This window comes from Acidimicrobiales bacterium (assembly GCA_035533595.1).
In the GTDB taxonomy this organism is placed as follows: domain Bacteria; phylum Actinomycetota; class Acidimicrobiia; order Acidimicrobiales; family Bog-793; genus DATLTN01.
The window spans coordinates 1-13,798 of the sequence record DATLTN010000053.1; the positions used below are offsets into that span (position 1 = coordinate 1).

General features: G+C 72.5%; 17 protein-coding genes. 11 read left to right on the plus strand and 6 right to left on the minus strand.

Annotation, left to right across the window (positions count from 1 at the left end):
• Positions 1–78: 78 nt before the first annotated feature.
• The 6 genes from VNF07_09980 to VNF07_10005 form a co-directional block, all read right to left on the minus strand.
• Entirely contained in the window at positions 79–909 is an 831-nt protein-coding gene (locus VNF07_09980) for a flagellar motor protein MotB (GenBank protein HVB06558.1), read from the minus strand.
• Complete coding sequence (locus tag VNF07_09985) at positions 906–1,685, minus strand: motility protein A (protein ID HVB06559.1); 780 nt, start codon at positions 1,683–1,685, stop codon at positions 906–908. Before VNF07_09985 ends, VNF07_09980 begins: the two co-directional genes overlap by 4 nt.
• A complete protein-coding gene (locus VNF07_09990) occupies positions 1,682–1,987 on the minus strand; it encodes a flagellar FlbD family protein (protein ID HVB06560.1) in 306 nt (101 codons plus the stop codon). The genes VNF07_09985 and VNF07_09990 overlap by 4 nt, the downstream gene beginning before the upstream one ends.
• A gap of 154 nt (positions 1,988–2,141) precedes the next feature.
• Positions 2,142–2,693, minus strand: coding sequence for a diguanylate cyclase (locus VNF07_09995; GenBank protein ID HVB06561.1), 552 nt, complete (start codon positions 2,691–2,693; stop codon positions 2,142–2,144).
• Positions 2,690–3,622 (minus strand): response regulator, encoded by a 933-nt coding sequence (locus tag VNF07_10000; GenBank protein HVB06562.1) that lies wholly within the window; start codon positions 3,620–3,622, stop codon positions 2,690–2,692. Before VNF07_10000 ends, VNF07_09995 begins: the two co-directional genes overlap by 4 nt.
• A 122-nt stretch (positions 3,623–3,744) precedes the next feature.
• Complete coding sequence (locus VNF07_10005) at positions 3,745–4,545, minus strand: sigma-70 family RNA polymerase sigma factor (GenBank protein HVB06563.1); 801 nt, start codon at positions 4,543–4,545, stop codon at positions 3,745–3,747.
• A 272-nt stretch (positions 4,546–4,817) separates the two neighbouring features.
• On the opposite strand from VNF07_10005, the gene VNF07_10010 reads away from it, so the two are divergent.
• From VNF07_10010 to VNF07_10060, 11 genes are read left to right on the plus strand one after another with little or no spacing between them, the layout of a single operon-like run.
• Positions 4,818–5,165, plus strand: coding sequence for a hypothetical protein (locus VNF07_10010; GenBank protein HVB06564.1), 348 nt, complete (start codon positions 4,818–4,820; stop codon positions 5,163–5,165).
• Complete coding sequence (locus VNF07_10015) at positions 5,162–5,566, plus strand: hypothetical protein (protein HVB06565.1); 405 nt, start codon at positions 5,162–5,164, stop codon at positions 5,564–5,566. The genes VNF07_10010 and VNF07_10015 overlap by 4 nt, the downstream gene beginning before the upstream one ends.
• Positions 5,566–5,907, plus strand: a complete 342-nt coding sequence (locus VNF07_10020; GenBank protein HVB06566.1) for a flagellar hook-basal body complex protein FliE — start codon at positions 5,566–5,568, stop codon at positions 5,905–5,907. Before VNF07_10015 ends, VNF07_10020 begins: the two co-directional genes overlap by 1 nt.
• A gap of 4 nt (positions 5,908–5,911) precedes the next feature.
• Positions 5,912–7,450, plus strand: a complete 1,539-nt coding sequence (fliF, locus tag VNF07_10025) for a flagellar basal-body MS-ring/collar protein FliF (protein HVB06567.1) — start codon at positions 5,912–5,914, stop codon at positions 7,448–7,450.
• On the plus strand, positions 7,447–8,457 hold the full coding sequence (fliG, locus tag VNF07_10030) for a flagellar motor switch protein FliG (GenBank protein HVB06568.1): 1,011 nt from the start codon (positions 7,447–7,449) through the stop codon (positions 8,455–8,457). The genes fliF and fliG overlap by 4 nt, the downstream gene beginning before the upstream one ends.
• A gap of 19 nt (positions 8,458–8,476) precedes the next feature.
• The gene (locus VNF07_10035) at positions 8,477–9,133 is read left to right on the plus strand and encodes a FliH/SctL family protein (protein ID HVB06569.1); all 657 of its coding nucleotides are present in this window, start codon (positions 8,477–8,479) and stop codon (positions 9,131–9,133) included.
• Positions 9,130–10,458, plus strand: a complete 1,329-nt coding sequence (locus VNF07_10040) for a FliI/YscN family ATPase (GenBank protein ID HVB06570.1) — start codon at positions 9,130–9,132, stop codon at positions 10,456–10,458. Before VNF07_10035 ends, VNF07_10040 begins: the two co-directional genes overlap by 4 nt.
• Complete coding sequence (locus VNF07_10045) at positions 10,458–10,907, plus strand: flagellar FliJ family protein (GenBank protein HVB06571.1); 450 nt, start codon at positions 10,458–10,460, stop codon at positions 10,905–10,907. The genes VNF07_10040 and VNF07_10045 overlap by 1 nt, the downstream gene beginning before the upstream one ends.
• Positions 10,907–11,929: an NlpC/P60 family protein gene (locus VNF07_10050; GenBank protein ID HVB06572.1), complete on the plus strand. Its 1,023-nt coding sequence runs from the start codon at positions 10,907–10,909 to the stop codon at positions 11,927–11,929. The genes VNF07_10045 and VNF07_10050 overlap by 1 nt, the downstream gene beginning before the upstream one ends.
• Positions 11,926–13,347 carry a flagellar hook-length control protein FliK gene (locus tag VNF07_10055; protein HVB06573.1) on the plus strand — a complete coding sequence of 474 codons (1,422 nt, stop codon included), beginning with the start codon at positions 11,926–11,928 and terminating at the stop codon, positions 13,345–13,347. The genes VNF07_10050 and VNF07_10055 overlap by 4 nt, the downstream gene beginning before the upstream one ends.
• A 14-nt stretch (positions 13,348–13,361) precedes the next feature.
• On the plus strand, positions 13,362–13,784 hold the full coding sequence (locus VNF07_10060; protein ID HVB06574.1) for a flagellar hook capping FlgD N-terminal domain-containing protein: 423 nt from the start codon (positions 13,362–13,364) through the stop codon (positions 13,782–13,784).
• Positions 13,785–13,798 lie beyond the last annotated feature (14 nt).

The following is a 13,798-nucleotide window of genomic DNA, read 5'->3' on the forward strand; positions in this document are numbered from 1 at the left end:
CGGGGTCATGGTCTCAGACATCGTGCCCTCCTCATCTCGGTCAGGCGCCGGCGTTCCTCGCCGGCACGATGGTGTGGGTCAGGTGTTGGTGGCGCTCCCGCTGTTGCCGGCGGCGCCGGTCGCACGGAGCACGACGACGTCGATGCGCCGGTTGGCGGCGCGCCCCGGGGCGGTGTTGTTCGAGGCGATCGGGTCGGTCGCCCCGTAGCCCTGCGAGGAGAGACGGAGCTCGGGGATGCCGTCGACGCCGTTCAGCTGCTCGACGACGTTCGCGGCGCGCACCGCCGAGAGCTCCCAGTTGGAGGTGAAGGGGCCCCCGGTCACCGGGACGTTGTCGGTGTAGCCCTCGACGATGAGGCCGTTCGGGTCGGGGCGGACGATGTTCGCCACGATGTTCACGATCGTGCGCCCCGTCGGGCCGAGCGCGGCCGAGTCGCTCGCGTAGAAGACCTTGTCGGCGAGGAGGTGCACCACGACGCCGCGGTAGTCGGTGCTCACCTGGGCGTCCTTCACGACCTTGGCCTGCACGAGCGCGCGCTGGATCTCGTCCATGATCTGCTGGCTCGAGGGACCGCCGATCTTCGTGCCCTCGCTGTTGCCCTGGGACTGGTTGCCCTGCTCGGCGACGAGGACCGGGGCCTTGGAGGAGTTGGTCCCCGGCGAGTTCACGAGGCTCGTCTGGTTGAGCAGCCCCGACCCGCCCGAGAGGTTCACCGCCGAGGGGTTGAAGGCCGCGGTGAGGCCGAGGCGCAGCTCGAGGAACTTCTTCACGTCGATCGAGCTGAAGGAGAAGAGCACGATGAACAGCGCCAGCAAGAGGGTGATCATGTCGGCGTAGGTGAGGAGCCAGCGTTCGTTGTTGCCCTCCTCGTGGCCCCCGCCGCCACGGCGCTTGGCGCGGGCGCTCACGCCGCGACCTCCTCGCTAGCGCCGCGCATCTCCGGGGCGAGGAAGGCCTCCATCTTCGTGCGCACCACCCGGCTCGTCGCCCCCGACTGCAGCGAGAGCATCCCTTCGATCACCATGTGCTTCACCTCGATCTCGAGGTGGTGCGAGCGCTTCAGCTTGTTGGAGATCGGCAGCCAGATGAGGTTCGCCGAGAGGACGCCCCACAGCGTGGCCGTGAAGGCCGAGGCGATCGCCGGGCCGAGGGAGGAGGGGTCCGAGAGGTTGCCGAGGACGTGCACCAGCCCGACGACGGTGCCGATGATGCCGAGCGTGGGGGCGAAGCCGCCGAAGTCCGCGAAGAGCTTCGCCCCCATCTGGTGGCGGCTCTCGATCCCGTCGACCTCTGCCTCCAGCACCTCGCGGATCTCATCGGAGCTCGTGCCGTCGGCGGCGAGCTCACAGGCCCGGCGGATGAACGGGTCGTCGAGGTTCTTCGCCTCCTTCTCGAGCTCGAGGACGCCCTTGCGCTTGGCGATGCCCGCGAGCCGCGAGAGCTCCTGGATCGTGATCTCGGCGTCGAAGACGCTCGCCTGGGTGGCGACCTTCAAGAGCTTGGAGAAGGACTTCACGTCACTTTTCATGTAGCCGGCGGTGCCGGCGAAGAAGGTGCCGCCGAAGACGAGGATGAGCGGTGCCGGCTTCAACAGCACCGCCGGGTTGCCCCCGTCCATGACGAACGAGAGCAGCACGCAGGTGAGCGCGCCGCCGATGCCGATCGTGGTCCAGTTGTCCTTCACGACTGCCGTCTCCCGTGGGTGTTGCTCTCCGAGCCAGGGAACTGCACGATCGTCGAGAGCGACTGCGGGTCGACCCCGTCGTCGCCGTCCTCCTCCTCGTAACGGACGAGCTCGGTGGCGAGCACGCGTACCTTGGCGCGGTCCTGACGGTGGAGGCGCACGACCTCGATGAGCGGCTCGCGCACGAGGTAGCTCGTCCCGGTGGCGAGGGTCACGTGGGTCTCGTTGTCCTGCTCGACCCGCTCAATGAGGCCACCGTTGATGGCGAACTCTTGGCCCTTGATCGTGTGGAGGATGATCATCGCAGTCTTCCGAGAGAGGGACGCTCTAACGACTCCCTATTCATCGGAATTGAGGGGAAATTCCTTGAGGCGCCGCGGCGGTCCCGGCAGCTCTGTGAGCTGGGACTACGCCGCCGCAACCGGCGTTTGTGCGCGTCGGGACGAAGTCCCGCCCTCAGTCCCGGCGGAGGCGAAGGAGTGGCCTGCGCTCCTTCGGGAGCGACGCGACCGCGAGGCCGGGGACGGCCTCGGTCGCCCGCTCGATGAGCTCGCGCCCGACATCGTCGGGGGTGCTCACCGCGACGCGCACCACCCAGCGGCCGGCGATCGCGAGGCCGAGGTTCTGCCAGAGGCCCTCCGCGATACGGCAAGCGACGACGTCGGCGCCCCCGGCGCCGGTGTCAGGGAGGAGCACGAGGAAGCCGTTGCCGATGCGACCGAGGGCGTCCTCGCCGCGCACCATCTTGCGCAGGAAGCGCGCCACCAGCTGGAAGAGGCGCTCGTCGCCGAGGAGGTCGCGCGTCGGCTCGGGGAGCCAGATGAACAACAGCGCCGTGTCGGTCCCGGCGCGCACCCCCCGCTCGAGGCTGTAGTCGAGGATCGCGAGCAGCGCGTGCGGGTTGAGAAGGCCGGTCACCGGGTCGCGGCTCACCTTGCGGTAGGAGGTGTTCACCTGCACCCGCAGCTCGCCGCCCTCGTAGTCGCTCCTGCGGTTGGCGGGGCTCACAGCGCCACGACCGAGAGCAGGCCGCCGCAGTATCCGGCGACCTCGATCTCGAAGTGCTCGGCGCCCTGTCCCTTGTCGAGCGCCGCGATCCACTCGAAGCGCTCCCCGGGGGCGTAGCCCTCGAGGTGGTGGATGATGATCCGCTTCCCGTCGCGGCGCACGAACTGCGCGAGCACGTTCGCCACCTCGAAGAGGTCGCCGAGCAGCTCGGCGGGCATGATCCCGGTCGCCACCCACTCGCGGGTCGCCGACGCGGACCAGCGCGTGAGCGAGGCGGCCACCGCGAGGCCGAAGGAGGTCGCGAAGACGCAGAGGCCGGCGACCTCGCCCGCCTCGTCGTGGTACGCGCCGACGTAGCGCGGCGAGTGCAGGTTTGGACCCGCGTGCGCCGGCGCCACGGTGACCTGCGCGCTGCAGAGCTTCTCGAGGAGTGCCTCGAGCTCGGCGGCGCGCACGACCGCCTCGGCGGCCTCACCGAGACGGCCATCCTCGGCGGCCGCGACCTCGAGGGGCGGCGGGGCGAAGGGGCCGAACTCGGGGTCGGGGTCGGGGTCGGGGTCGTAGGGGAGGATCGCCCCGATGGCGACCAGCTCGTCGGCGAGCTCGGCCTCGCTGAAGGGCTTGGAGAGCAGGAACGAGGCGCCCGATTCGAGGGCGCGGCGGCGGATCTTCTCGTCACGCTCCGCGGTGATGAAGCCGAAGGGGACTTCCCACTGGGCGTTGCGCAAGGCCTCGAGGAGCTCGATCCCGGTCATCCCCCCGAGGTTCCAGTCACAGAGCACGAGGTCGACCGGCTCGTTCTGCAGGGTGTCGATCGCCGACTCGGCGCTCTCGGCCTGCAGCACGTCGTCGATCCCTTCGAGGTGGTGGAGTGCCCGGCGCACGATCAGGCGCATCGCTCGCGTGTCGTGGATCACGAGCACCCTCATCCCTCCGCCTCTTTCCAGCGACCTTCCCCGGCGCCCGGCGTCGGGGAAGAGACGCAGCGCGTCCCGCTAGTCCTATCGGCACGGGAGAGGGCCATCTGTAGTGTCGCGAACGAGCCTCTGGGTCAGGCCGACGCGAGGCCGCGTTCGGTCAGGTAGCTGCGGAGATTGCGCATCCCCGTGCTGCGGATCTGGCAGGCGCGGCTCTCGGTCACGCCGAGGCGGCGGCCGATCTCGGCGAGGGTCTCGCCGCCGTCGAGGCTGAGCACGATCACCGTCCGCTGACGCTCGGGGAGGCGCGAGAGGCCCTCGCGCACCGCCGCCATCACCTCGCCCCGCTCGGCGGCCGCCGAGGGGTCGAGGAGCTCCGAGACGAGCTCGCGCGCCGGGCGCTCCTCACCGTCGTCGCTGTGCGGGGAGATCGAGGTGACGACGCTGCGCTGGGTGAGGACCCGCACCCGGTCAAGCTCGTCGAGGGAGAGGCCGAGCTCGTCCGCCTGCTCGGCGCTGCTCGGCGCACGTCCGAGGCGGGCGAAGCTCTCCTCCTCGACGCCCCGCAGCCGCCGCTCGTGGTCGCGCACACTGCGCGGCACCCAGTCCGCACCGCGTACGCCGTCGAGGATCGCGTAGCGGATGCGGTAGGCGGCGAAGCTCGAGAAGTCGAAGCCCCGTCCCGGGTCGAAGCGGTCGAGCGCCCCGAGCAGGCCCTCGGCGCCGAAGCTCTCGAGGTCCCCGAGGTCGGCGCGGCCCGCGAGCGAGCGGGCCATCATGCGGGCGATGTTGCGCACCAGCGGGTAGTAGAGCGTCGCCAGGCGGTTGCGGGTCTCGACGTCGCCGCGCTCCCGCCAGCGCGCCCAGAGTGCCTCGAGCTCCTCGCTGCGGGGCTGGGCGGCCGCGCGCGTCTCCTCGTGTACCTGCATCGCCATCACCCTCCTGGTCTCGGCGTTTCGCCGGGCCCTGCGCGTCGCCAGCGGCGGCCACGACGGGTCCGGCTCGACGGAGCGGTCCTCGCTCCCCGTGCTTCGTAGGAAAGAACGGCGCGAATCGCCCGTTCGTTGAGTGATGAGATGCAACGAATAGATCCCGCGATCTTCCTCAAGGTTTGCGCCGGACCTGCCGTAGCACCCACCGACGGGGCGAGGACCGCCCCCCATGGCGTGGCCCAGGACGGGTGGGAGACAATCCGAGAGGGCCCGCGATGGACGGCGGAATCGTCGACGTCTTGCAGTTCGCAATCGATGGCGTCACCGATCAGACGAACGCGACCGCGAACAACCTCGCAAACGCCGAGAGCCCCGGCTTCACGGCGAGCGACGTGAACTTCCAGCAGAGCCTCGAGAAGGCGATCACGACGAGCGGCACCGCGACCGCGACCGAGACGACCACCCCTGACCCGGCACCCGCGGGGAGCAACGGCAACAACGTCGACCTCGGCAGCGAGCTCGTCGCGAGCGAGAAGGGCGCCCTCGAGTACCAGCAGCTCTCCCAGTCCCTCGACTCGCAGTTCCGCCTGATCCGCGGCGTCGTCGGCGGGAGCTGGCAGTGAGTCTCTTCGGCGCGATCGACGTCTCCGGCAGCGGCGTGCAGGCGATGCAGACCTGGATCGACGCCAACGCCGGCAACGTCGCGAACGCCGACGACACCGTCGCCCCCGGCACCACCCCCTACGAGGCCGAGGTCGCGCACCTCACCCCGGCGAGCGCCGGTGCGGACGGCACCCCCGGTGGCGTCGCGGTGAGCATCTCGGCGGCGACCAACCGCGGTGTCGTCGAGCGGTCTCCCGGAAACCCACTCGCCGACAAGAACGGTGACGTCGTCGTCCCCGACATCTCGCTCGGCGACCAGCTGGTCGGCCTCATCCAGGCCCAGGAGGGCTACCAGGCCGACACCTCGGCGATCACCCGGGCGATCTCGGCCTACCAGTCCGGCATCGGGATCGGCGGCTGATGGCGATCGCACCGATCGGGGCCCTCGCCTCGCTCCCACCGCTCGTCCCGACCACCCCACCGACTGTCGCGGCCGCCCCCGACCCGAGCGCGCTCGGCGCCAGCGCGACCGCGCCGGCGGGCGGCGACGGCTTCCAGAACGCAGTGTCGAACGCCGTCGACGAGCTGCAGAAGGTGCAGAGCACGGCCTCGAACGCCGAGGCGCAGGCGGCCGCAGGCCAGGGGAACCTCGCCGACACGATGATCGCCGCCAGCCAGGCCTCACTCGACACCGAGGTCACGACCTCGCTCCTCAACCAGGCCACGACCGCGTACAACGCGATCGTGAACATGAGCTTCTGAGCCGATGGCGATCGTCCCCGCCTCCAACTTCGACCAGATGCGCGACAGCGCCCGGCGCTTCGCCTCGGGCTTCACCCGCGGGCAGAAGGCGGTCACCCTCGGCGCGCTCGCGGTCGTCGGCCTCATCGGGATCGTCTTCATGTCGCTCTCGGGGAAGCCGACCTACTCGATCCTGTTCACCAACCTGCAGGCCTCCGACGCCGGCGCGATCACCCAGCAGCTGAGCGCCGACCACGTCCCCTACCAGCTGCAGAGCGGCGGCAGCACGATCCTCGTGCCGCAGAACGCCGTCGACCAGGAGCGCCTCGCGGCGGCCCAGGCCGGCCTGCCGGCGCAGAGCACCGTCGGCCTCTCGCTCCTCGACAAGGAGGGCCTCACGACCTCCGAGCTCACCCAGCAGGCGGACTACCTGCGGGCGCTGCAGGGCGAGCTCGAACAGACGATCAACTCGATCCAGGGCGTGCAGGGCTCCCAGGTCTCGATCGCGATGGCCGCCAACCAGACCTTCGTCCTCGGCAACACCAACCCGACGGGCGCCTCGGTGCTCATCGACCTCTCCCCCAACCACGCCCTCACCTACAACCAGGTGCAGGCGATCACCTCGCTCGTCGCCTCGGCGGTGCCCGGGCTCACCGCCGGCAACGTCACCGTCGCCGACTCGAGCGGCAACCTCCTCGCCGGCCCCGGGGTGAGCGACAACGGCGGCCAGCAGACCAACGCCGAGGCCGCCTACGACGACGCCACGGCCGCCAAGGTCGAGGCCTACCTCACCGGCGTCGTCGGCTCGGGGAACGCGGACGTGCAGGTGAACGCGCAGCTCGACTTCGACCAGGTGCAGACGAGCACCCAGAGCCTCGTCGCCGGCGCCAACGGCAAGCCCCTCACGAGCTGCAGCAGCACCCAGAGCACGACGACGAAGTACACCGGCAGCGGCACGCCGCCCGGCAGCTCGCTCAGCACCTCGACCTCGGGGAGCGGCAACTACACCCAGACCCAGAAGCAGCAGACCTGTGAGACCGGCAGCCAGACCTCGACGGTCACCCAGGCGCCGGGCACGGTGAAGCAGCAGGCCGTCGCCGTCCTCGTGAACTCCCACGCGCTCCCCCACGGCCTCTCGCTCGCCACCTTGCGGCAGGGGGTCGCCGCCGCGTCCGGCATCACCACGAGTCGCGGCGACGTCCTCAGCTTCTCCTCCGCCCCCTTCGCGATCGCGCCGGCCGCGAAGGCCGTGAAGGCGAGCCCGCTCGCCACCTTCGCCAAGCCGGGCGCCGCTTTCCTCCTCCTCGTGATCGCGCTCTTCCTCCTCTTGCGGGCGTCCAAGCGGGCACGGCGCAACGCCGCCAACGCCGACCCGATGGTCGACGCCTCGGCCTTCGAGCAGTACTACGCGCTCCCCCAGGAGCTCCCGACCGGCGAGCTCCCCTCGGTGCGCACCGCCGGCCTGCCGGCGCGCAGCATGACCTCGCTGCAGGAGATCGTCGACAACCAGCCCGAGGAGGTCGCCCGCGTCCTCACCGGATGGCTCGGGCAGCGGAACCGATGAACGCGGTGCTCACGATGGCCCAGAAGGCCGCCGTCGTCCTCGTGCAGCTCGACGACTCGCGGGCGAACCTCGTGCTGCGCAACATGAGCGAGGCGGAGGTGACGCTGCTCATGCAGGAGGTGGCGCGCCTGCCGACGATGACCGAGAGCGTCGTGGCGGCGGTGATCGGAGAGCTCGGCGAGACCACCGAGTCCCTCCTCCAGGTCCGCCAGGGCGGCCTCGACGCGGCGGCGCGGCTGCTGCGCGACCGCCTCGGCAACGCCCGCGCCGAGGAGATCCTCGCCGACCTCGACCGCATCGCGATCGATCACCCGCTCGCCTTCATGAACCAGATCGACCCGCTGCAGGTGATCGGCTACATCGCCGAGGAGCACCCGCAGACGATCGCGATCATCATCGCCCACCTCGAGCCGGACAACGCCGCCCGGCTGATGGAGCGTCTCGCCGACCAGCTGCGTGCCGAGGTCGCCCGCCGGGTCGCGAAGATGGCCGCGCTCCCCCCCTCGGTCGTGCTGAAGGTCGCCGCCGAGCTCGAGAGCCGCCTCTCCTCGTTCGTGCGCGGCGGCGGTGTCGCCACCCAGGAGGTCGGCGGCATCCAGCGCATGGTCGGGATCCTCAACAACACCGACCGCGCGACCGAGAAGCAGATCCTCGCCGACCTCGAGGGCAAGGACCCCGAGATCGCCGAGGCGATCCGTCACGAGATGTTCGTCTTCGACGACCTCCTCGCCCTCACCGACCCCGACCTGCAGCTCATCTTGCGCAGCGTGCCGGTGAAGACGATCGCCCTCTCGTTGAAGGGGAAGGACCCCTCGATCATCGAGCGCTTCAAGACGAACCTCTCCGAGCGCAACGCGATGGACCTGCAGGAGGACTTCGAGACCCTCGGCGCCCAGCGTCAGTCGCTCGTCGAGCACGCCGAGGCCGAGCTCATCCGCCAGGCGCGCTCGCTCGCCGAGGCCGGCGACATCAACATCGAACGGGGTGACGATGAGCTCGTCGCCTAGTCTCCGCTCCGCGTCCCGGGTGCTGCGCGGCGGCGACGCGGCGTGCCTCGCGCGCGCCGCCGTCACGACGCCCTTGAGCGAGGTCACCCTCTCGTTCCCCGACGCCGTTCCCGCCCACCACGACACGCCCGCCCCCGCCGTTGACGCGGCCGCCGCCGCCTACGCGAAGGGCCTCGCCGCCGGCCGCGCCGAGGCCGAGGCCGAGAGCGCGCAGGCCGCGTCGCTGCGCCACGAGGCCGCCCTCGCCAAGCTCACGACGAGCCTGATCCAGAGCGCCCAGGCGCTGTCGACGAGCCGCGAGGCGATGCTCGACGAGCTCCTCTCCGAGATCAGCGAGCTCGTCCTCGCCCTCGTCCGCGAGCTCATCGGCGCCGAGCTGGCGCTGCACGAAGAGCCCGCCCGCAGCGCCATCAAGCGGGCGCTGCGCTTCGCGCCCCCCGACACCGACCTCGTCGTCCGCCTCCACCCGAGCGCGGAGATCGCCGCCTGGGAGCTCGAGTCCCTCGTCGCCGGGCGGCGGATCCGCGTCGTCGAGGACGACCGCGTCGAGCCCGAGGGGTGCATCCTCGAGGTCGGCGCGGCGACGATCGACGCGCAGATCGCGCCCGCCCTCGAGCGCCTGCGCGACGCCCTCCTGCACCTGCACGCCGGGCGCGACTTCGAGGAGGTCGGATGAGCCTGTTCTCCTCGGCCGCCCTCGACGACCTGCTGCGCGCCGCCGTCCGCCCGCAGCGGAGCGGCCGGGTGAGCCGCGTCATCGGGCTGCGCGTCGAGGTGGAGGGCCTCGAGGCCGCCGTCTCGGACGCGGTGATGATCCGCCGCCCCGACGGCAGCCTCCTCCCCGCGGAGGTCGTCGCCGTGCAGGGCCAGAGCCTCGCCTGCATGCCGCTCGGCGAGCTGCGCGGCGTGCGCTTCGGCGACCGCGTCGACTCCTGCGGCGGCCCGCTCGCGGTGCGCGTCGGCTCGGGGCTGCTTGGCCGCGTCGTCGACGGCCTCGGCGTGCCGATCGACGACGGCCCGCCGCTGCGCAACTTCGCCGAGGTGAGCGTGGTCACCGCGCCCCCCCACCCGCTGCGCCGCGAGCTAGTCGACACCCAGCTGCCGCTCGGCGTGCGGGCGATCGACACCGCGATCCCCTGCGGCCGGGGGCAGCGCCTCGGGATCTTCGCCGGCTCGGGCGTCGGCAAATCGAGCCTGCTCTCGATGATCGTGCGCGGCACGACGGCGCCGGTCTGCGTCCTCGCCCTCATCGGCGAGCGCGGCCGGGAGGTCAGCGAGTTCATCCAGCGCGACCTCGGCGAGGAGGGCCTCGCCCGTTCGGTCGTCGTCGTCGCCACCTCGGACCAGCCGGCGCTCGTGCGCATCAAGGCCTCATTCACCGCGACGCGCATCGCCGAGTGGTTCCGCGACCAGGGCCACGACGTCGTGTTGATGATGGACAGCCTCACCCGCTTCGCGATGGCCCAGCGCGAGGTCGGCCTCTCCGCCGGCGAGCCGCCGGCGACGCGCGGCTACCCACCGTCGGTCTTCTCGCTCCTCCCCCAGCTCCTCGAGCGGGCGGGGGCCGCAGAGCGCGGCAGCATCACCGGCCTCTACACCGTGCTCGTCGAGGGCGACGACATGAACGAGCCGATCGCCGACGCTGCCCGCTCGATCCTCGACGGCCACCTCGTGCTCTCCCGCCGCCTCGCGACCGCCGGGCACTTCCCGAGCATCGAGATCCTCGATTCGATCTCCCGCCTCGAGTCGGTGATCCTCACCAACGAGCAGCGGGCGCTCGTGATCGAGCTGCGGCGCCTGCTCGCCGCCTACCGGGACAACAAGGACCTCATCGAGATCGGCGCCTACTCGGTGGGCGCGAACGCCCTCACCGACCGCGCCATCGAGCTCCGCCCGTTCATCGAGGCCTTCCTCCGTCAGGACCGGGGCCTCACCGCCGACCTCGACAACTCCTGGGCGATGCTCGAAGCGCTGCTCGCGCCGGCGAGCGAGGCCGCCTGATGGCCACCCGCTACGAGTTCCGCCTCGCCGGCGTGCTGCGGCTGCGCCGCGCCGAGTACGACCAGGCGGCGATTGCCCTCGAGCGCTCGAACGCGCTGCTGCGCAGCCTGATCGCGGAGCGGGACGCGGCGACGGCGCGCTGCCGGGCACTCGGGTCGGCACCGACTGGCCATACCAGGGAGGACTTCCTCGCCGGCCGGCAGGCGACCGAGCACGCCGCCGCCGGTCAGCTCGCCGCCGCGGCGCGCGTCAACGTCGCCGCCGCCGAAGCGGCGCTCGCCCGCATCACCTGGGCGGGCGCCCACCGCAACGTCGCCGCCCTCGAGCGCCTCGACGAGCGGCGGCGCGAGGAGTGGAGCCTCGAGTCCGCCCGCCTCGAGCGCCTCGAGCTCGACGAGCTCGCGACGGTGGCCTTCGTCCGCGAGCACGCCGAGGGGAGCGTCGCCTGATGACCGACACCCTCGACGCGCTGCAGAGCTGGATGACCCAGCTGCAGAGCAACCTCGACACCCTCCCGGGCGTCCTCCAGCAGGCGGCGCCGTCGGGCGACTTCGCCTCGGTGCTTGCCGGCGTGCAGGCCGAGTTCTCAGGCGGCCCCCTCGCCCCCCCGGCCGCGGCGACCACCCCTGCCGCCCCCGCGACGACCGAGGGCACTCCCCCCGACGGCGAGCAGGTCGTCGGCGCGGCGGCGCAGTTCCTCGGCGTGCCCTACCAGTGGGGCGGGACGAGCCCGCAGGGCTTCGACTGCTCGGGCCTCGTGCAGTACGTCTACGGCCAGCTCGGCGTCACCCTGCCCCGCACCAGCCAGGAGCAGGCCACCGTCGGCACCCCCGTCGACAGCCTCGCCGACGCCCAGCCGGGCGACCTTGTCTTCTTCCCCGGCGACGACGGCACCACCACCGCCCCGGGCCACGTCGGCATCTACGTCGGCAACGGCCAGATGATCGACGCCCCACAGACCGGGGACGTCGTGCGCGTGCAGCCCGTCGGCGACCCGGTCGCGATCCGTCGCGTCCTGCCCGCCACCGCGACGGCCGCCGCGGGCGCCCCCGCGACGACCGGCGCCGCGGCGGGCGGCTACCAGGTCCCCGCCGCCCTCGCCCCCGACTTCCTGCAGGCCGCCGCCACCCACCACGTGCCGGTGCAGCTGCTGACCGCCGTCGCCTACGAGGAGTCGGGCTTCGACCCCAACGCGCAGAGCGCGGCCGGCGCCGAGGGCCTGATGCAGCTGATGCCCTCGACGGCCTCCGGGCTCGGGGTCGACCCCCTCGACCCCGCGCAGGCGATCAACGGCGCCGCGCAACTGCTCTCCGGCTACCTCAGCCAGTACCAGTCGGTGCCGCTCGCCCTCGCCGCCTACAACGCCGGGCCGGCCGCGGTCGCCACCGCGGGTAACACCGTTCCGCAGATCCCCGAGACCCAGGCCTACGTCTCAAACATCCTCGGTCTGATCGGAGGCCAGCTCTCATGATCGTGCTCCCCCTGAACGACGCCGCCAGCGAGCGACCGGTGCCCACCGCCCACGAGCAGGGCGCGGCCGAGGGCGCGGCCAGCGCGCCGAGCCCCTTCTCAAAGCTCCTCGAGCACGCCAGCACCCCGGACGCAGGCGACGGCTCCGCGCCGCAGGTGCCGGCCGGCGACGCCGGGCGCGGCGGGCCGGCGGGCCGCGGCGGTGCCGAGGGTGCCGCCGCGAGCGCGACCGCCGCCCCGACGTCCGCACCGGCCGACCCCACGCCACTCCCAGCGCCGAGCGCTCCCACCGGCCGTGCGCCGGCGACGACCCCCACCGTCGACAAGCGCGGCCACCGCACAGCAGCCGACGCCACCGGGGCTCCCGCACCGGCCGGCGAGACAGCCGTCGCCCTCACCGTTGCCGTCGCGGGCGCCTCCGTGGCCGCGAACGCCGCCGCCCCCGCGACGCCGCCGGCTGCACGGGCCGCGCCCGGCGCGACCGGTGCGCGCGTCGTTCCCGCCCTCTCGGCGGCGACCGCGGCCACCGCGACCGGCGCGGGCCGCAGCCCAGCCGTGACGAGCGGCACGCTCCCGACGACACGCGTGACCCGCGGCCTACCCGACAGCGCACCCGGAGCCAGCCGTCCCCCGACTGCCGACACCTCCGGCGCGGCCGCGGTGCCGTCGACTGGCCGCGTGCCCGCAGCGCAGCCCTCCGGCGCACCCGCCCCCTCGCCTGCGGCGCCCGGCGCCACGCCCGTCGACACAGCTCCCGCGGTGACGGCGGCACACCCCGTGAGCCCGACCCATGCCGCCGCCGCGAGCACCGCGACGAGCGCCGCGCCGAGCGCCCCGACGGCGGGCGCGGGGGCCGTACCTGGGACCCCGGCGCCCCCCGCGACCCGGCTCGAGGCGGGTGCGCCATCACCGACGACGTCCGCCCCGGCGACCGGCGCCGCCGCCGGCACGAACGAGCTGCCGGGGGTCGCGAGCCAGTTGATGAGCGTGCTCAGCCCCGTCCGCCACGGCACCGACGGCACCCAGTCGCTCACGATCGCCCTCCACCCCGAGGGCCTCGGGACGGTGCGGGCGACGGTGACCGTCGACAACGACCAGCTCGTCGTGCGCCTCGCACCTACCTCGGCGGCGGGTGAGTCGGCGATCCGCGCCGCGCTCCCCGACCTGCACAGCGGGCTGAACGGCGACAGCGCGCGCCCCGCTGTCGTGGTGCTGCAGAGCGGCACCTCCGGGGGCGGCGGCGGCGCGGCCAGCGGCGGCGGAAGCGGCGCCTTCGACGGCCAGCGAGCCCCCGACGCCGCGCCGGCTTCCCGCCCGGCGGGCGCCTCGCCGGCCCCGGGTCAGGCGACCGCCGCGCCGGCCAGCCACACGACCATACCTTCCGGAGGCCGCTCCAGCCTCCTCGACCTGCGGCTCTAGGAGAAAGGACGCCGATGACGATCCCTACCGTGGACTCCCAGACGAGCGGTGCCGCCGCGAGCGGTTCCTCCTCGTCGCCGAGCACCTCCTCCGCGGAGGTCTCCCAGCTCTCTAACCCCCAGCTCTTCCTGAAGCTGCTGATCGCGGAGCTGCAGAACCAGAACCCCACGAACCCGATGGACCCCTCCGCGATCCTGCAGCAGACCTCCGAGCTCTCCAACGTCGAGGCGATGAACTCGATGACGGGCCAGATGAGCGACGTGCAGGCGACGGGCCTTCTCGGACACACCGTCACCGTCAAGTCCGGGGGAGCCGGGGGGACCCCCCTCGTCGGGACCGTCTCGGCGATCAACCTCTCCGCGACCGGGCAACCGACCCTCACCGTGAGCGGCGCCTCGGCGCCGGTCTCCCTCTCCGACATCACGCAAGTCGCCTGAGCGCGACCTTCAGA

Bases quoted from the DNA above. Each gene is read 5' to 3' on its own strand.
- VNF07_09990 (HVB06560.1), bottom strand. From the start codon at position 1,987: ATGATCATCCTCCACACGATCAAGGGCCAAGAGTTCGCCATCAACGGT.
- VNF07_10000 (HVB06562.1), bottom strand. From the start codon at position 3,622: ATGAGGGTGCTCGTGATCCACGACACGCGAGCGATGCGCCTGATCGTG.
- VNF07_10005 (HVB06563.1), bottom strand. From the start codon at position 4,545: ATGGCGATGCAGGTACACGAGGAGACGCGCGCGGCCGCCCAGCCCCGC.
- VNF07_10010 (HVB06564.1), top strand. From the start codon at position 4,818: ATGGACGGCGGAATCGTCGACGTCTTGCAGTTCGCAATCGATGGCGTC.
- VNF07_10020 (HVB06566.1), top strand. From the start codon at position 5,566: ATGGCGATCGCACCGATCGGGGCCCTCGCCTCGCTCCCACCGCTCGTC.
- fliF (HVB06567.1), top strand. From the start codon at position 5,912: ATGGCGATCGTCCCCGCCTCCAACTTCGACCAGATGCGCGACAGCGCC.
- fliG (HVB06568.1), top strand. From the start codon at position 7,447: ATGAACGCGGTGCTCACGATGGCCCAGAAGGCCGCCGTCGTCCTCGTG.
- VNF07_10040 (HVB06570.1), top strand. From the start codon at position 9,130: ATGAGCCTGTTCTCCTCGGCCGCCCTCGACGACCTGCTGCGCGCCGCC.
- VNF07_10045 (HVB06571.1), top strand. From the start codon at position 10,458: ATGGCCACCCGCTACGAGTTCCGCCTCGCCGGCGTGCTGCGGCTGCGC.
- VNF07_10050 (HVB06572.1), top strand. From the start codon at position 10,907: ATGACCGACACCCTCGACGCGCTGCAGAGCTGGATGACCCAGCTGCAG.
- VNF07_10055 (HVB06573.1), top strand. From the start codon at position 11,926: ATGATCGTGCTCCCCCTGAACGACGCCGCCAGCGAGCGACCGGTGCCC.
- VNF07_10060 (HVB06574.1), top strand. From the start codon at position 13,362: ATGACGATCCCTACCGTGGACTCCCAGACGAGCGGTGCCGCCGCGAGC.